This is a genomic window from Streptomyces sp. NPDC001020, assembly GCF_053599115.1.
Map to the genome: position 1 here is coordinate 38,547 of NZ_JBSFLQ010000026.1, position 17,385 is coordinate 55,931.

At 69.9% G+C, this 17,385-nt stretch carries 15 protein-coding genes; 1 reads left to right on the forward strand and 14 read right to left on the reverse strand.

All coding sequences use genetic code 11. The features are described from left to right. Positions 1 to 39: 39 nt before the first annotated feature. The 14 genes from ACWDEX_RS23930 to gcvPA form a co-directional block, all read right to left on the reverse strand. The gene (locus ACWDEX_RS23930) at positions 40 to 1,305 is read right to left on the reverse strand and encodes an alpha/beta hydrolase family protein (protein ID WP_450465888.1); all 1,266 of its coding nucleotides are present in this window, start codon (positions 1,303 to 1,305) and stop codon (positions 40 to 42) included. A gap of 390 nt (positions 1,306 to 1,695) precedes the next feature. Then, complete coding sequence (locus tag ACWDEX_RS23935; RefSeq protein WP_450465889.1) at positions 1,696 to 2,355, reverse strand: response regulator; 660 nt, start codon at positions 2,353 to 2,355, stop codon at positions 1,696 to 1,698. Next, the gene (locus ACWDEX_RS23940; protein WP_450465890.1) at positions 2,352 to 3,551 is read right to left on the reverse strand and encodes a sensor histidine kinase; all 1,200 of its coding nucleotides are present in this window, start codon (positions 3,549 to 3,551) and stop codon (positions 2,352 to 2,354) included. The genes ACWDEX_RS23935 and ACWDEX_RS23940 overlap by 4 nt, the downstream gene beginning before the upstream one ends. Before the next feature lie 111 nt (positions 3,552 to 3,662). Continuing rightward, complete coding sequence (locus tag ACWDEX_RS23945; protein ID WP_450465892.1) at positions 3,663 to 4,934, reverse strand: alpha/beta fold hydrolase; 1,272 nt, start codon at positions 4,932 to 4,934, stop codon at positions 3,663 to 3,665. 112 nt (positions 4,935 to 5,046) lie between these two features. Then, positions 5,047 to 5,703 (reverse strand): response regulator, encoded by a 657-nt coding sequence (locus ACWDEX_RS23950; RefSeq protein ID WP_450465893.1) that lies wholly within the window; start codon positions 5,701 to 5,703, stop codon positions 5,047 to 5,049. Further along, positions 5,688 to 7,730 carry a histidine kinase gene (locus ACWDEX_RS23955; RefSeq protein WP_450465894.1) on the reverse strand — a complete coding sequence of 681 codons (2,043 nt, stop codon included), beginning with the start codon at positions 7,728 to 7,730 and terminating at the stop codon, positions 5,688 to 5,690. The genes ACWDEX_RS23950 and ACWDEX_RS23955 overlap by 16 nt, the downstream gene beginning before the upstream one ends. Positions 7,731 to 8,398: 668 nt before the next feature. Then, positions 8,399 to 9,013, reverse strand: a complete 615-nt coding sequence (locus ACWDEX_RS23960) for a tyrosinase family protein (RefSeq protein WP_450465895.1) — start codon at positions 9,011 to 9,013, stop codon at positions 8,399 to 8,401. A 4-nt stretch (positions 9,014 to 9,017) separates the two neighbouring features. Next, a complete protein-coding gene (locus ACWDEX_RS23965; RefSeq protein ID WP_450465975.1) occupies positions 9,018 to 9,461 on the reverse strand; it encodes an ROK family protein in 444 nt (147 codons plus the stop codon). Positions 9,462 to 9,716: 255 nt separating this feature from the next. After that, positions 9,717 to 10,106 carry a transposase gene (locus ACWDEX_RS23970; RefSeq protein WP_450465976.1) on the reverse strand — a complete coding sequence of 130 codons (390 nt, stop codon included), beginning with the start codon at positions 10,104 to 10,106 and terminating at the stop codon, positions 9,717 to 9,719. Positions 10,107 to 10,240: 134 nt separating this feature from the next. After that, on the reverse strand, positions 10,241 to 10,882 hold the full coding sequence (locus tag ACWDEX_RS23975; protein WP_450465896.1) for a GntR family transcriptional regulator: 642 nt from the start codon (positions 10,880 to 10,882) through the stop codon (positions 10,241 to 10,243). A gap of 49 nt (positions 10,883 to 10,931) precedes the next feature. Continuing rightward, positions 10,932 to 11,678 (reverse strand): SDR family NAD(P)-dependent oxidoreductase, encoded by a 747-nt coding sequence (locus ACWDEX_RS23980; RefSeq protein ID WP_450465897.1) that lies wholly within the window; start codon positions 11,676 to 11,678, stop codon positions 10,932 to 10,934. Between the two features lie 48 nt (positions 11,679 to 11,726). Next, positions 11,727 to 12,926, reverse strand: a complete 1,200-nt coding sequence (locus ACWDEX_RS23985; protein ID WP_450465898.1) for an ATP-NAD kinase family protein — start codon at positions 12,924 to 12,926, stop codon at positions 11,727 to 11,729. After that, complete coding sequence (gene gcvPB / locus ACWDEX_RS23990) at positions 12,923 to 14,515, reverse strand: aminomethyl-transferring glycine dehydrogenase subunit GcvPB (RefSeq protein WP_450465900.1); 1,593 nt, start codon at positions 14,513 to 14,515, stop codon at positions 12,923 to 12,925. The genes ACWDEX_RS23985 and gcvPB overlap by 4 nt, the downstream gene beginning before the upstream one ends. Beyond that, complete coding sequence (gene gcvPA, locus ACWDEX_RS23995) at positions 14,512 to 15,891, reverse strand: aminomethyl-transferring glycine dehydrogenase subunit GcvPA (protein ID WP_450465902.1); 1,380 nt, start codon at positions 15,889 to 15,891, stop codon at positions 14,512 to 14,514. The genes gcvPB and gcvPA overlap by 4 nt, the downstream gene beginning before the upstream one ends. Before the next feature lie 152 nt (positions 15,892 to 16,043). On the opposite strand from gcvPA, the gene ACWDEX_RS24000 reads away from it, so the two are divergent. Next, complete coding sequence (locus ACWDEX_RS24000; protein ID WP_450465977.1) at positions 16,044 to 17,384, forward strand: ABC transporter substrate-binding protein; 1,341 nt, start codon at positions 16,044 to 16,046, stop codon at positions 17,382 to 17,384. The last annotated feature ends 1 nt before the right edge of the window (position 17,385 follow it).

Below are 17,385 nucleotides of genomic sequence, written 5' to 3' on the forward strand. Positions count from 1 at the left end.
CAGCAAGATCAAGACGACGTGTTGATGATCCGCAAGCTCTTACCTGGTGAGCGGAAAAATGATCTCCGGGTAGTGCGGTGACGGGCCGTCGAACAGGTTGGTGTGGTGGTGGCGTAGGCGCAGGTCGAAGAAGGCGAGCAGGTAGGCGCGTTGGGCGGCGATGGCGTGCGGGCCGTCGCCGGAGCCGAGGAAGTGGTCGAGCTGCTCTGCGGGCCAGCCGATGACGGGTTGGGCCTGCGGGATGAGCAGTTCGAAGTCGGTGTAGGACAGGTGTCCGGAGTTTGTGAGGTGCAGTCGTTGGCGCCAGCCGGTGAGTTCGGGCCACAGCGCGTCCCACATGGCGTCGCGGGTCGGGTTGACCCAGCCGGAGCTCATCAGCAGGAGTGGCTGGGCCAGGCCGTCGGTGGCCACCGTGCCGAAGACAGGGCCGTCGAGGCTGGCGCCGGCCCGGACGCGGGAATCGTCATGCATGGTCTGCAAGGTGGTGGCGCCGCCCATGGAGTGGCCGAACATGCCGACCGAGGTCAGGTCGAGGGCAGCGCCCAGACCGCGTGGCACGGGCCGGTGTTCGGCGTCGGGGTTGGCGCCGGCGGCGAGGGCAGCCAGCCGGTCCAGGACGAAGCGGGTGTCGGTGGCACGGACGGCGACGACGCCCGCGTCGCTCATCGCGTGCACGGCCGCGGTATTGCGGATCTCGACGCGTCCGTCGGGGAACTCGACCTCCCCGGCGTCGAAGGTGTGGTCGATGGTGACGACGATGTACCCGTGGCCGGCCAGTTCCTCAACCAGGGCGGTGTCGAACGTACGGTCGCCGCGTGAGCCATGCGAATACAGGATGACCGGGTGGCGGGTGGCGCGGTCGGCGGGAGCGTCTTCGTGGCCGTGGGTGAGCGGCCAGCTGAGGCGGCCGGTCGGGATGTTGAAGTAGTCGGACTCCAGGTGTGCCTGCTCGGCGCTGCTCATCCAGCGGGCTGCCGGGTGGCCGACGGTAGTGGTGGCGGGATACCAGAGCTGGATCTTCAGTTCCCGGGAGCGGGGGGTGGGTGCCCAGGGGTCGGGGCGGCCGCTGTCGACCAGGTGCATGGTGGTGGTACCGATGCGGTGCCGTCCGGTGGGTGCGGGCAGGGTCAGACGCAGTTGCCTGGTCGTTGCGGCAGCGGTGGCCCTGGCCATGGTGGCGGTGGCGGGCGCGGCGTTGGGGGCGGCTGCGGTGGCTGTGCCGGCGACCAGAGCGCCGGCGGTGATCAGTGCGGCGGGCAGGGTCAGCGCTCGGGACAGCGTGTTCCGTCGGTGATGTGTCGTCATGTTCGTTGATCCTCCAGGGGTTCGGCGTGGCGTGGTTCCACCGTGCCCGGGGTGTGGGCGCGGGCGCGTCTGACCACGGTCCGACGCTTGGAGTGCGGATACGACCGTGGTCATAGGCTCGCGGTCAGAGCCCGCCGGGCGCAGCGCAGCGACCCTGGAGGGGCGGACGATCGCCGCGCGACTTTTCTGCGTACGGATCAACGGCCGTCGATGGGGGCGCGGGGTCCCGAAAGGTGCCGAGACCGCACTGAGCTGCGGCGTACGGATACACGGCCACGGAGGCGGAATCCCCGGCTGTCTCACGGTCGCCTTCACCTCCACCGACACCCGCCGCCAGGTCGCGCTCTCGGTCAACCGTCTGCCATCGATCGCCCGGCCCGGCCCAGCCGTTCACAGCGGGCCGGGAGGGAGTCCGTGCTGGTAGGCGATGATGACCAGACGGACCCGGTCGCGGGCGCCGAGCTTGCTGAGCAGTCGGCTGACATGGGTCTTGGTGGTGCCCTCGGTGATGTGCAGGCGGTCGGAGATCTCTGCATTGGTGAGGCCCGTTGCGACCAGGGTGAGCACCTCGCGTTCGCGGTGGGTGATGCCGAGGGGCGGGGGCGGCTCGGGAGGTGCGCCGGGAACGGGACGGGAGGTGAAGTCCTCGATGAGCCGGCGGGTGACGCTGGGAGCCAGGAGGGCGTCTCCCCGGGCGACCGCCTGAATTCCGGCGAGCATGTCCAGCGGAAGCGTGTCCTTGAGCAGAAAGCCGCTGGCGCCGGCGCGGAGTGCCCCGTAGACGTAGGAGCCGGTGTCGAACGTGGTGAGGATCAGCACCCGCACCGACGTGGACCGGGTGACCAGCCTGGTCGCCTCTATGCCGTCCATGCCGGGCATCCGGATGTCCATCAGCACGACGTCCGGTTGTTCTCGGCGGGCGACAGCGACGGCCTCTTGGCCGTTCGATGCCTCTCCCACGACGCTGAAGCCGTCGGCCGCCCGGATGATCCCGGCGAAACCCGCCCGTACCAGTGCCTGGTCGTCGGCCACCACCACGCGGATCGTCACGAGCGGTCCCCTGCGAGCAGCAGTGCGACGACGACCCGGAATCCCCGCTCCGGCAGTGGACCGGCTTCGAACCGGCCGCCGTACAGACGGACCCGCTCGGCCATCCCGGCCAGGCCGTGGCCGCCCTCGCCGACCGGGCCGCCCCGCCCGTCGTCGGTTACGTCGATGCCGAGCTGGTCGTTCTCATAGGCGATCTCGACGCGGACGGCAGCCGGACCGGCGTGCTTCACGACGTTGGTGAGTGCCTCCTGGAGGATGCGGTAGGCCGACAGCTCGATCCCCGGGGGCAGTTCGCGGCGTTCGCCGATGATCGACAGCGAGACCTCGACTCCGGCTTCCTCGATCCGGGTGACCAGCGGCTCCAGGTCGGTCAGGCGTGGGGCCGGCGGCAGTCCTTCGGCCTCGCCCGCGCGGAGTACGCCAAGCAGTCCGCGCAACTCGCGGAGGGAGTCCCGGCTCACCTCCTGGATGGTGGCGAGCGCTGTGCGCGCCTGTGCGGGGTTCTGGTCGATCACGAAGTGGCCGTAACCGGCCTGTACGCCGACGACGCTCATGCTGTGCGCGATCACGTCGTGCAGTTCGCGGGCGATGCGCAGCCGTTCCCCGGCCAGTTCGCCCTGCAGCACGGCGGCCTGATGTTCACGCAGTTCGGTGGCGTACGACCGGTTGCGGCCCACCAGGTGGCCGATCGTCCAGGCGATGAGTCCGACGATGACGGCGAGCACGACGCCTTCCTGGAGTTCCGGCGAACCCCAGGGCACCCCGAGCAGTGCTGCCGCCAGACTCAGGCCGAGCACGGTGAGTGCCGTACGGCGGGGTTGCCCGGCCGCCACCTGATAGATCACCATCGCGCCCGCAACGACCACTGCGGCGCCGACCGGCGTGGCCAGTGAGTAACGACCGGCCCCGGCCAGCAGCGCGATCCATGCGGCCAGGACGGCCGCGCAGGCCGCTCGCGGGAACGGGCAACGCACGGCCACGGCGACGCCGACCGCCAACGCGGTGGTGACGGCCACGGCGAGAGCGGCCCGCGAGGGCTGCGGATAGCCGCGGTGGTGCGGGTCGTAGCTGTGATACAGGTGCGGAAGGGCCGAGATCGCGAGCGCGGCAAGGAGGAATCCCGTCAGGCAGTCCACCGCGCCCCAGTGTGCCGGACGTAGCCTCTTGGCCAGCGGCGGACGCGGTTCGGAGTGCATACGGGGAGAGTACGGGCCCGAGCCCGCCCGGTCGTCATGCTGTGGTCATACTCCTGGGGTTGTACGCCCGGCCCGATTGACCACGTCACCCGGACTGGTTCAACGCTCTGGTCAGTTGAACCTTCCGGGTTCGGGCAGCGGTTTACCCAGGAGGAAGGCTCGCAGCAACGCGGTGTAGAGGCGTGGCTGCCCGCGTGAGATGGAGTGACCGGCTCCCTTGACGGTCACGAACTTTGAGTCCGGGAGGGTGCGCTGGTACTCAGCGGTCACGACGGGTTTGATGAAGTCGCATTCCCCTCGCATGATCAGAGAGGGGACGTGCGCGGTGCGCAGAATCGGTCGAGGGTCGGGGAGCTGTTCAAAGTCCTTGCGGGTCATCTGGTTGCTGTAGAAGCCCTGGGGATTGTTGTGCGCCCTGGTGGGCAGCGCGCCCTTGCATGAGGTGCTGTCCTTTCCCTGCAGGGCGACTTCGTGCAGCCAGTGGTCGACCTCGCGGTCGCCGACCAGCGCGTGCGCGGCGCCGGGGTTGATCTGAAGCAGCAGGCTCGCCGCGAGCAGCCGGGGGTTGCTGTTCAGCCGGTCGAGCCGTGCCTTTTGGGCGGGGGCGAGCCGGTTCCAGGGTTCCCCGGCTGTGGAGCCGGGGTATTCGTGGCCCCACAGTGCGCCTGGCGAGGTGAACACTGCTTTGGCCACGTGCTTGCTGTGGGCCGCCAGGTACTGGGCGGCAAGTGACCCTCCCCATGACTGGCCGACGAGGATGATCCGGTCAGCGCCGAGCGTGCGCCGGATCGCTTCGAGATCGGCGACCTGGCGGGCGACGGTGTACCCGGTGATGTCCCGCAGTCTGGTGGACCGGCCGGCGCCGAGCTGGTCGTAGGAGTAGACGTCGAAGCCGTCCGACGCGAGTTCACGACCGCCGGTGGGCATGCCCTCGCCGGGCGTGCCCGGCCCTCCATGCAGGAAGATCACCGGTGTCGGCCTGGCCTTACCGGCGGCGGAGGCGTGGACATAGGCGATGCGCGATCCAGTCGGCAGATTCCAGAATTTGACGCCAGGTAGGGCGGGGGCTGCCGTGGTGGTGGGCATCGGACGGAAAATGGTGACACTGGCGAGGACAGCGACGGCCACGGTCAGGCCGACCGAGAGGAATGCGGCTGCCCGCAGGCCCGGGCGGCGTTCGAGGCCGAGCAGGGCGAACGCCGCGCGGCCCAGCAGCCCGCTTGCCAGCGCGCTGAAGGCGAGAGCGGCGAGGGCCAGGGCTGGCACGCTCGTGGTGACGAACGCTGTGGCGAGGAAACCGGCCGTTGCGACGAAAGGGGTCAGTGGTATCGCCAGGAGCAGAAGGGCGCCGCCAGTGAGACGGCGGGGAAGTGTGTGTGACATGCGTTCGAGGCTAGGGAGACGGCGCGGGCAATCCATCCAGCTCCGGGACGGTCTGGCAGCATGCGCCGACCGCCCTACGGCGGGGTGACACCCCCGCCTCGCGGCGGGGGTGTCAGCGGCTGCCGGGGCGGATCAGACCCGTCTCATATGCGGCGATCGTCGCCTGCACCCGGTCGCGTACGCCGAGCTTGCCGAGGAGGACGGAGACGTGGTCCTTCACGGTGGGCGGGCTCACACCCAGCACTGCCGCGATTTCCGCATTGGACAGCCCGCGTGCGACCTGCCGGAGGACCTCGGTCTCGCGCGGAGTGAGCCGGTCGAGCCGTGCGGTGTCGAGTGGGCCGGGCGCGTCGGCGAACCGGTCGATCAGTCTGCGGGTCACCACAGGATCGAGCAGCGCGGCTCCCCCGTAGATCACCCGCACCGCGTCGATTACCCGCTCCGGTTCGGCGTCCTTGAGCAGGAAGCCGGCGGCCCCGGCGCGCAGCGCGGCGAACAGATACTCGTCGAGATCGAAGGTGGTGAGCACCAGTACGCGGGTTGCGGGGTTTCGTTCGGTGATCCTTGCGGTCGCCGCGAGGCCGCCGATTCCCGGCATCCGGATGTCCATCAGCGCGACGTCTGGCCGCGACGACAGAGCGAGTTCGACCGCCGTCTCGCCGTCTGCGGCCTGCCCGACGACGCACAGGTCGGGTTCTGCGCCGAGAATCGCCGCGATCCCGGCCCGTACGACGGCCTGATCGTCCGCGACGGTCACTCTGATCGCCATGGGAAGACCTCCGGCAGCCACACTCGTACCGCACCGCGGTCGGTCGTCGAGAGGGTACCGCCAGCGGCGTCCGCAATTGCGCGCAGCTGCCGCTCCACCCCCGGAACGGCGGGTGCTGGACCGGAGACCTCTACCCCGTCGTGGACTCTGCGCACGGTGAGAGCAACGCCCACGGCCATGAGCGTGGAGGCGATCCGGTACGCGAAGACCTCCACGACAGCGGGCAGCGGACGGCGCGGGCCGATGTAGTGGACGGCGCCGCCGTATCGCCTGGCCAGTGCGGCGATCCCGGAAGTAGTAGGGGGCGGGTCGTCTTCCCAGTCCCTCCCGTCACTCACGTCGTTGTTGTCCCGTCCGCGTAGCCCGGACAGCAGCCCCCGCAGAGCGGTGAGACCAGCACGGGCTTCCTCCCGTACGGTCCGCAGGTTCCCCGCCTCGGCTGCAGCGACCACCGCCTGCGCGTGCCGGAGCGCCGTGCCCCGCAGCCCGGTGGCGAACCGCACACGCTGCTCGTGCACCGCGGCGTCGGCGTCCCCATCGAGCAGTACCCGCCGCCGGGCGTCGGCAGCCCGCAGCCGGTCACGACGCCGGGCGGTCCGGCGCCCCCACGACCAGACGGCGAAGGCCGGGAGGGCCAGCATGCACGTCAGCACGACCCAGGCCGCCACACGGCTGCCGGTGATACCCCTGCCGCTCGCCAGTGCGAGGCCACCTACGGCGGCGACGCCGAGCGGCGCGAACAGGCCCCGCCGGAGCGTCAGATACACCCCGGCGCTGTACACGAGCGTCAGCTCGACCCATCCGTACACCAGGAAGATGTCGCTCACCGGCGGCTGTGTCCAGTCGGCCCGATCGCAGGCCTGCCACAGCACCAGGGCTAGCAGCACCGCCACGAGCGCGCGTCCGGGTGCACGCGAGCGCCAGCCCAGCGGCACGGCGTGCAGGCCCGACAGCACGACCGTCGGCACCGCAGGGAGCACGCCGCCGAAGGAATCCGGTACATCGGCTGACAGCAGGCTCGCACCGAGCGAGAGCGCGATCGCCAGGACCACCAGCGCATAGTCGAGCGCAATCATCCCGCGCCAGCGGGGCCACCGGCGGATGTGAGGTGCTGCCGCCGCGGGCAGTTGAGCCCGAACGCTCCAGCCGGCACCGCCTTGGCTGTCCTGCCCTACCGGTCCAGCAGAGAGCGTCCCGCCCGCCGCGGTGACCGTGGCCGCTAGCCCCGCGAGGCCGCGACCGGTCCCGAGGCCCGGCTCGACAGCCGTACCGCCGTCGTCCGTGATGGTGACGATGAGCAGGGGATCGCCATGGGCCGCCCTGCTGCCGCCCGCGGGCTCGTCCCGGTCAAAGGCCCCCTCGACCCGGACACGCACCACCGCGCCCCCTGCGTACCGGGCTGCGTTGGTCAACGCCTCTCGGACAACCCGGTATGCCGCATCCGTACTGCTCGCCGGCGCCATGTCCACCGTGCGCCGGTAGTCCACTGCGTGCGCGGCAGCCAGCGCGTCGATATCGGCGAAGGTGGCGAGGGCCGCGCACTCGCCCAGCTTGGTGAGACGCTCCAGCTCGCGAACGGCCTGCCGGCCCGCCTCGCCGGCGTGCTGCAGCGCAGCACCGGTCTGTTCCTGGTTGGCGAGCCGGAGCGCAGCGCCCGCGGACACCACGACCCCAGTCAGCCGGTGCGCGGCCACATCGTGCAGCTCTGCCGCCAGCCGGTCCCGTTCGGCGAGCGCCGCGAACAGGGGGACTGCCACAGTGCCGGCCTCGTAGTCGGCCAGCGCAGACCGATGGGCCAACCTGTGTCGGAGTGACCGGCCCGTCGCCCAGGCGATCGCCACCCCGCCGCCGGCCATCAGCACGACCCCTGCCACATAATGCAGCGGCTCACCGCGGGCAGCGGCGACTCCGGCGGCGGCCAGCGTGACGATGACCGCTCCCACGAGGGAGGGCCCAGCGGTTCGGTGCACGGCCAGGAGATGGAGCACGACCAACACGGAGACCGCCGCAAGGACAGAAAGGACCATTGCGTGTCCTGCAAAGAGGCCGTCCCGCGCCGACCACATGAACCGATTCACCTACCTGAATCGGCGGCGAGAAGTCCCCTCGGCCACCTCTTCCCCAGGGGTGGTTCGGCGTCCGAGTACTTCCTCAGGGCCGGTGTGCACTTCCAGCAGCCCAGAACGTTTCAGGCCGATAAGCCAGTCCATCTCATCCGGCGCCAGCCGCTTGACGATCCCCATACCCGCAGACTAACCAACCAGTTGAAGGCGAGGAACGTCTTGTTGGACGCCGAACACCCCAACCTCACCAGCGCCGTTCCCATCGCCGATGCCGCCGGCCTCCCCAACAGCCGTCTCCCCTGGCCGAGTACCTGGTCGTTTATCTCCACAAGCGCCGCCACTTCCACGACGCCCTCGCCATCGCCAACACGCCGTGACCGCGACCCGCGAGCTCGGCGAGCGTCACGGCGAAGGCCAGGCGCGGAACAACCTCGGCAACGCTCGGGACGAGATACGTGGACCTCGGGGACTGCGCACACTATGGCGAAGGCTCACATGGGTTTCCAGGGCCAGTGGCGGGTGAATCTCAGATGCCGCCTTCGCGCGGTGGTCACCAGTTGTGCGGCGGCGGAGAATCCGCGCCCGCCGCCCACGTCTCGATGCGGAGGGCGGCGGCGGTTGTGGCGCTGGTTTCAGGGCAGTTGGTCGTAGGTGTAGGCCTTGCTCACGTCCAACATGCTTCTCGGCGTGTAGGGGTAACTTGCGGGGATGGCGAGGGTGTCGCCGATCCGTTCACCGCCGTATGGATTCGCCGGGAATGTCATGCCCGGCGTGTAGATCCGGTCGTAGCGTTGCATCCAGCTTTCCCAGATCCGGTCCACGTTGCAGTGGTGCAGGAAGAACACCGGGTCGTTGGGGGAGCTCATGGGTTGCATGTCTCCGCCTACCCACAGGTGAACCTGATTGTGCGTCCATGGACGCCTCGCTGGGAACCAGCCTTCGAGTCGACCGCGGAAACCGTCCGAGTTGACGCTGAAGGCGACGGTGTCGTATCGGTCTTCCGGTTTGGGGTTGGGGCCGACTGGTGCGAAATCGAGGGCGGCTTTCACGTCAGCGCTGGTCGGCAGTGTTTCCCAGCCGTCCGGCCAGGGCAGAGCGAATTCCCGGGCCAGACCACGCCCCCTGCCGTTGTCGGCCTGGGATGGCCGTCCGTCGGCGCCGCTTTCGATGCGGACGGTGAAGTTGTTCGGGTCGTTCGGGTAGAAGCCGAACGGTCCGTCGGAGACGGGGTTTCCTTGCCCGCCCATACAGTCATTCGCCCAGATGGGAGCATCGGCGCCGCGACACCGTCTCCTCCAGAGGCCGCCCCTCGTACGACAGCAGGTGGGCGCTGCCGTCCGGCGGCACGTCCGGCCCGTCGTTGACGGGCTCGCCATGGTCGAGGAAGGCGGAGCCGACGCCGCTGCCCAACGTGACGCAGACGGCGCGCTCATGGCCGGCGGTCGCCCCCGCGACGAACTCCCCAATGCCGAAGGCGTCGGCGTCGTTGAGGAACCGCAGCGCGCCGGGTGCCGGGCGCATCCGCCGCGAGAGCTCTGTGCGCACGTTCACCCCGTACAGGGCGTCGAACTTGCCGACATCGCGGAAGAGCGCGAGGCCGGACTCGTAGTCGAAGGGGCCGGGCAAGGCCATCCCCCAGGTGGCGTTCGCCGGGGCGCTGATCCGCGCGGCGGTGACGGCGATGCCGTCGAGGATCTCCTCTGCCGTGCCTTACGCGGGCAGCGGGTGGCGCACCACGTCCCCCACGGTCCGTCCGGCGGTCAGGTCCACGAGGGCGGCGGCGACGTGGGTGCCACCGATCTCCAGTACGGGCACGGGCTCGGTCAGCATGTGATCGGCCTCCGGCGTGGGGTCGCGGCGGGGCCCGGGTGCCGCGGGGTGGGCGGGGCGGGTGGGGTGGTGTGGTTCATGAACTGGCTTCCTTTTCAAAGTGGTTCATCACCGTGCCGCTCAGCGCATCGCGCGGAAGGTACCCCGGCGCAGGGCCGCCTCGATCCCCTCCAGGCTGCGGCCACGTGTCACAGCTGTCGCCGTACCAGCTGACCTACTACCCCAAACTGAGCCATTAGCCGCTGTCTTGATGGTGCCCTCCACTCCGGAGCGGACCGCGTAGTGGGTCTTCCACTCGGGTGTCTGCTGCTCGTTGCGGACACGGACTTGCAGGTCGCGTAGTTCTCGTGGGGGAAAGCCCACGTTCCGGGCTCTCTCGCGGGAGGTGGTGCACCGGGGGCGGTCCGGACACGGCTGACACCGAGCCTTTTCAACTCGGTTGAAACTCGCCCTGCCCAGGCCCCGTTCTGCCCGGCCGCTGCTGACCCTCTCGTCCGGGACCCCGTTCATCGCACGGTCACGCCACGCCACCGCCACCGTCCAGCGGGGAGACCCGCCGTCCCTGCTGCCGGATCCCGTCGCCGACCGGTGTGCGGGCTGAGCAGGCCGTCGAGGCCGATGAGCGGACCATGACGGCGTGGCCCTCAGTCCTTGAGATGCTCCAGGATCCGGTGCATCCCGCTGTTCCAGTTCTCCTTGAGCGCCGCCACCGCCGCGTCGATGTCGCCGCGCTGCAGACACTCCGCGATCCGCTCGTGCTCCACGGCGGAGCGCTCCAGGATGTCCTGGTCGCCGAGGGCCACCCGCTCGTAGCGGTGCATCGTCACCTTCATCGAGGTGATCAGCTTCATCAGCCGGTCGTTGGTGCAGCCCGACAGGAGCAGGTCGTGCCACGCGTCGTCGTAACGCTCTATGACGTCATGCGGCGCCTGCGGCGCGGAGAAGGCCCGTGCCTCCTCGAGGAGACGGGGAGCCGTCGCCCGTAGATGCTCCGGGTCGCTGGACTCCAGGGCCAGCGCCTCCAGCGCCGCCACGATCGCGGTCAGATCACGGAACTCCTGCGCGCTCAGCGGCGTGAACCGGAAGCCCTTGCCGCGCTCGCTGGTGATGACGCCCTCGCGCTCGAGCGTGATCAACGCTTCGCGCAGCGGGGTGCGGCTGACCCCGAGTTCGGTGGCGAGCTGCCCCTCGTTGATCGGCTCGTTGGTCGCGATCGTGCCGCGCCCGAGTCGCTTGATCAGTTCCTCCTTGACCTGTTCGCGCAGCGGGCGGTTTTCGATTGGCATGTGAGGCAGCCCTTCTCTTTCGTCCGGTCGATTATCCGTTACCGACGAGTCACGCGGTACCGGCGCCGTCGACCGGGATGATCGCCCCGCTCACGAACGACGACGCGTCGGACGCAAGGAACGCGACGGTCTGTGCGATGTCCCTCGGTTGCCCGATCCGGCCGAGGGGCCTCTCGGCGGCGTCGGCGTAGAACGCGTCGGAACTCTCGCCGAGTTGCCGGGCCTCCTCGGCGAGCATGCCGGTGGCCGTGTCGCCGGGGCAGACGCAGTTGACGCGGATGTTGTCGGGCCCGTGGTCGATGGCCATGGCGCGGGTCATATTGACAACGGCGCCTTTGGAGGCACAGTACGAGACGGCGCGGCCGCCGCCCGAGATGCCCCATCCCGACCCGGTGTTGATGATCGAGCCGCCGCCCTGTGCGGCCATGCCGGGTATCACCAGGCGGCTCATCAGCATGATGGAGCGGACGTTCACGGCCATCACCAGGTCCCAGTCGTCCTCGTTGATTTCGCAGACGGTGGAGCGGCGGATGATGCCGGCGTTGTTGAACAGCACGTCGACGCCGCCGAAGCGTTCCTGCGCGGCGGCGGCCACGGCCTGGCAGTCCTCGCGTCGCGAGACGTCGCAGCGGACGAAGACGCCGCCGGTGTCCTTGGCGGTCTGCTCGCCTCCGTCCGTGTCGATGTCGGCGATGACGACGCGGGCGCCGAGTTCGGCGAGGACATGAGCGGTTGCCCGGCCGATGCCGGTGGCTCCGCCGGTGACGATGGCACGCTTGCCGTCGAGAGTGATCATGAGGCTTCCTTTACAGGGTAGGGGGCGCGGTTTCAAGTGGTCGACCGGTCAGGTGGTCAGGCGGTACAGCGACGTGCGGCGCCGGCCGGTGATGACGGGCAGATGGCCCGCCAGTTCGGCATCCAGCGCCTCGTCGCCCGTGTCGAGGAGGAGGGGGCGGCCGCCCAGAGACGCCAGCTTCTGTTCGGTGCACAGCACGAGCAGCCGCTCCCGGCCGCCCGCCGCGCGCAGGACACGCGGCGAGATCTGCTGGTTGCCGCGGCCGAGGAGAAAGCCCTGGCCGCCGATGGGGGAGAGGGCGATCCAGCACGGTCCCGCCGCGAGGAGGGCGTCCTCTCCGGCGTCGCGTAGAACGACCCCCGCGGGGTGACCGGGCCGCAGCGCGAGCACGTCGACGCCGGTGAGGGAGACATCGGCACCCAGCGCGGCTGCTACGGCGCGGGTGGTGCTGCCCGGGCCGAGCGCCAGCAGTCCGTCGCCGACACGCTCGGCGACCTCGGCGGCGATGCCGCCGACCGCCTCCGGAGCACCGGCCGTGCTGCCGGTCTTGCGCTGCTGGACACGCACGGGCACGTCGGGGACGCGGAGCCAACCGTAGAGGCGGGAGGTGACGCGTCCTGCGCGCAGTTCGTCCTCGTCGCGGTCCATCACTTCGGCGTCGCGCAGGCGTACGGAGCCGGAGCGGGCGAGCCACGCGGCGGCGACCTCGCCCGCCGCGCGCGGGCTGACGCCGAACACGGCCGAGTGCATCTTGACGCCGGTCGGCACCCCGAGCACCGGGCAGTGCACCCCGTCGAGCGCGGCGAGCACATCCCGGGTGGTGCCGTCGCCACCGGCGAAGAGCAGCAGGTCGACTCCCTCGGCGACGACGGCGCACACGGCGGCGACCGTGTCCTCGGCGGAGGTCTCGTCCGCGACCTCCGGGGCGTACACGACCCTCGCCGTCAGCCCGGCCATGGCGACGGAGTCGGCCCCCATGGCACCGGCGGCGGTGACGACTTCCGGTTCTGCGCCGGGGCACCCACCGCCCGGCCCCACGACCGCGCCACCCAGCGCACCGACAGCGGCGCCCGATCCTGCACGCGGTTCACGCAGTTCACGCAGTGCCGCAGCCGCCCGTTCTCCCGCCAGGGGCATCGCGCCCAGGGCGAGGGCACGGTGGCGGCGCTCCCGGCCGTCGGTGCCGCCCAGGCCCACCCGGCCGCCGAGGCCGGCGACCGGGTTGACCACCAGGCCGATCCTGGTCAACGGGCCGCCTCACCAAGGATCTTGCGGCGGTAGGCGCGCCAGGAGACGGCCCATGTGGCCGGGTCGTCCAGGCTCTCCGGGCGGACCCGGTGGATGGTCGAACGGTGCGGGGCCGTGCGGACCGTGTCCGGGGACTCGTACGCCTCGCGGGCGATCTCGGCGAGGATCGCCGCGTACTCGTCGAGGTCGGCGCGCGTGTACGACTCGGTCGGTTCGAGCGTCATCGGCTCGGGGACGAGGTACGGGTGGTGGCTCGTCCAGTAGTGCGTGCCGAAGTCCGCGGCGCGCAGCCCGAGGTCCTCGGAGTGCAGCCCGGTGTCCTCGTGCAGCTTCTGCCAGCTGTAGCGGACCTGTTCGACGCGCGGCCGCCCCTGGGCGTACGGCACCGAGACTCCCGGGATCTGCCGGACCTTGTGGAGCAGGTAGTTGTTGTTGAGGACCGCTGTCTCCGCGGCGGAGCGGAGCCCCTCCGCGCCGAGCGACATGATCCACGCGTACGCGCGCACGAGGTTCGGTACCACCCCGTAGAACGGCCGCATCTTTCCGACAGACTCGGGCCGGTCGTCGTCCAGACGGTAGCGCTCGCCATCGAACTCGACGGTGGGGCGCGGCAGATACGGCGCCAGCTCCTCCGTCACCGCGCACGCTCCGGCCGCCGGCCCACCGCAGGCGTGCGGCGTCGAGAACGTCTTGTGCAGATTGAAGTGGCACAGGTCGAACCCGGCCTCGCGGGCGCGCGTGATGCCGAGGATGCCGTTCGCGTTGGCCTGGTCGTACGAGCACAGGCCTCCCGCCTCGTGCACGATCCGTACGAATTCCTCGATGCGCGGGTTGTAGATGCCCGTGTCCTCGGGGTTGGTGATCAGCAGCGCGGCCGTGCGCGGTCCGACCGCGGCCTTGAGCGCCTCGATGTCCGGGTAGCCGTCCGCGTCCGGGTGGAGGGTGATGACCTTGAATCCGGCCGTCTTCGCGCAGGCCGCGTTCGACGGGTGGGAGAAGATCGTCGTGATGACTTCGTCACGCTGCTCCAGCTCGCCGCGCGCAGCGAAGTACGCCCGGATCATGGCCACGTTCGTGTAGATCGCGGCAGAGCCGGCCCCCGGCTGGAGGGAGACCCGGTCCATGCCGGAGATCTCCTTGAGGAACAGTTCCAGGCTGTGAATGATGCCGAGGACGCCCTGGACGGTGTCCTCGTCCTGGAGCGGATGCAGCGCCGCGATGCGCGGGTCACGGACGAACTGGTCGTTGACCTTGGGGCTGTACTTCATGGTGCAGGTGCCCTGGCCGACGTCGATGTTGAGGTCGGCGCCCAGGTTCTCCTGCGACAGACGCAAGTAGTGACGCAGGACCTGCTGCTGTGACATCTCGGGCAGGGCGGGCGGCTCGGCGCGGCGCAGCGTCGGGGGAATCTCCACCGGGGCGATGGAGGGGTCCGGCGCCGGGACAAGCACGCCGCGTTCGCCCGGCGAACCGAGCTCGAAGATCAGCTTCTCGTCCCAGGATGCCTGCTGGAAGCGGCGCAGGCGCGGCTTGGGCGCGATCCGCGCGTCCTCGGGGGAGACAGGTGCGGGTGCGTGGTGGGCGGTCACTTGACGATCTCCTCGAGGGTGGCGGCGAGCCGGTCGATGTCTGCCTTGGAGTGGACTTCGGTGACGCAGAAGGATGCCTCGTGCTCGCCGGTGGGCACGGAGCCGTAGATGCCGTGCTCCTTGAGGTCGGCGCGGATCTCGGCGGCGGTTTTGCCGCCGGTGTAGCGCACGGTGAAGTCGGCGAAGTGCAGGGCGTCGCCGTACGGGACCTCGATGCCGGGCACCTGGGCGAGGCGCTGCCGGGCGTACGCGGTGTGGGCGAGGATCGTGTCGCCGATCTCGCGCATGCCCTGCGGTCCCATCAGGGCGAGATAGACACCGGCGCCGATGCCGTGCAGCGCGGCCGCCGTGCCCACCCACTCCTTGCCCTCCTCGCGCAGGGCGAAGGAGGTCCGCTCGTATGCGACGTCGCCGAAGCCGTACTCGCCCTCGACCGCGGTGGGCGCGAGCCCGAACAGGCGCGAGGGGTACTCGGCGACCAGCCGCTCCTCGTCGCGGGTGGCGATGAAGCCGGCGTTGCCGCCGCCGAAGCTCTGATGGATGCCGAGCGGCTGGATGTCGCCGCAGGCGATGTCCGCGCTGTACGCGGAGGGAGGTGCGAGCACGCCGAGGGTGAGCGGATTGCAGCCGACGACGTACAACGCGCCCGCATCGTGCGCGAGTTCCGCAAGCCGCGGCAGTGACGGGTCGACGATGCCGAGGGCCGACGGGGCGTCCGCGTAGATGGCCGCGGTGTCACTGGCGGCCAGCTCCTCGTGCAGCGCATCGAGGTCGGCGCAGCCCGTCTCCGGGTCGACCGGGACCACGGTGACGTCATGATCGGGGCGGACGTAGTCCCGTATGCGTGACAGCTTGTCCGTGTCGATCGCGGTGGCGACGAGCACTCGGCGGCGCCCGGTGATGCGGCCCGCCATGCGCAGGGCGGTTCCCGCGGCCTGGAAGCCGTCGTACACCGGGACGTTGACGACCTCGACGTCGAGGAGCTCGGCCATCATCGACTGGTACTCCCACAGCGCCTGGAAGCGGCCGTGGTCCTCGTAGGGCTCGCCCGCGTACGCCGTGAGGAACTCGCTGCGGTTGACCACCTCGTCCACGACCGCGGGCACATGGTGCTGGTAACAGCCCGAGCCGAGGAAGCTGAGGACCTGCCGCGTTGAGGTGTTGCGGGCGAGCAGTTCCTCCATGTGCCGGGTGAGTTCGGCTTCCGAACGCAGCGGTGCCGGCAGGTCGAGGGGGCGGTGCAGCCGGATCCTGTCCGGGATGTCGGCGTAGAAGTCCTCGACGCTCGCCGCGCCGATCTCGTCGAGCATCGCCTGCCGCACGGCCGGCACGGAGTTCGGGATGTAGGGGTGGACAGAGTTCTCGGACGACGTCATGCCGTGCCTTTCGCGTAGGCAAGGTCAGCTTGGTCCGGCCGGGGCGGCCGGCCTCAAAAGTCTTTGCACGTACACCTCTTGACGACGGACTCCGTCATTCAGTGTTCTGAATACAGCATTAGGCATTCAGGCTCCAGGAGGCAAGAGTGTCAATGAGACCCACCCGGCGGGCCGTTCTGGCCACAGGCCTCGCGGCCACGGCGTCGGCCCTGCTCAGCGGCTGTGCCATGGGTGGCGCGGGCGGCGGCGGACAGGCCCGCGACATCGGAGGGAAAGGGGACGACAAAGGAGGAAAGGTCAGCGGCAGGATCACCGTCTGGTCGTGGGACGTGGCAGCCAAAGCCATGAAGCGCCTCGCCGGCGACTTCGAACAGCGCCACCCCGGCACCACTGTCGACGTCGTCGACATCGGCTACGACAACGCCTACGACAAGATCACCGTAGGCCTGCGCGGGGGCACGGGCCTCGCGGACGTCCTCACGGTCGAGGGCAGCCACATGCCGCGCTACATAGGCAACTTCCCGGCCGGCTTCTACAACCTGATGAGCCTCGGCGGTCGCTACGGCGGCGACTTCGAGCGCGCGGCATGGCGCACGGTCACCGGCCCCGGCAGCAAGCTGTACGCCCTGCCCTGGGACATCGGCCCGTGCGCTGTCTACTACCGCACCGACCACTTCCGCGCCGCGGGTGTTGATCCCCACTCCCTGCTCACCTGGGACGACTACGTCAAGGCCGGCATCCGCATCAAGAAGGCCACCGGCCACAAGCTGCTCATCCAGGACTCCACGGACAAGGACGCCGGGATCTTCCCGATGCTGCTGCAACAGCAGGGCCAGTCCTACTTCAAGGGCGGCCGCGTCGCCGTCGACACCCCGGAGGCCGTCAAGGCCCTGACCTTGATGAAGACCCTCAGCGACGAGGGCCTGGTGGCCTACGAGAAGGGCTGGGACGGACTTGTCACCGGCACCAAGGAGGGCAAGGCCGCCACGACGCCCACCGCCGCCTGGTGGACGGGCACCCTCACCTCTGAAATGCCGGAGCTGAAGGGCAGGTTCGGGGTGGTGCCGCTGCCCGGCTTCACCACCGACGGCATCCGCACCTCCAACATCGGCGGATCCACCCTCTGTGTACCTGCGCAGAGCAAGAATCCGCGGCTGGCCTGGGCCTTCATCGAGTTCCTGCTCACCGGCAAGGACAACCAGATCTCCATGCTCACACGCGAAGGTCTCTTCCCCGCCTATCTGCCCGCGCTCGACGACCCCTATCTGAACGAGAGGCAGGACTACTTCGGCGGGCAGCGTACCCTCGGCGTCTTCGCCCGCCTCGCCCGCAACATCCCTCCGGTCGAGAACAACAAGGACGACGCCAAGGCATCCGACATCATGATCTCCGCCGTCAACGGCGTGATGCTGCGCGGCCGGGACCCGCGCCGCTCCCTGGCCTCGGCCGCCGAGCAACTCGCCAGGGCCACCGGCCGTAAGAGGGTGGAGTAGC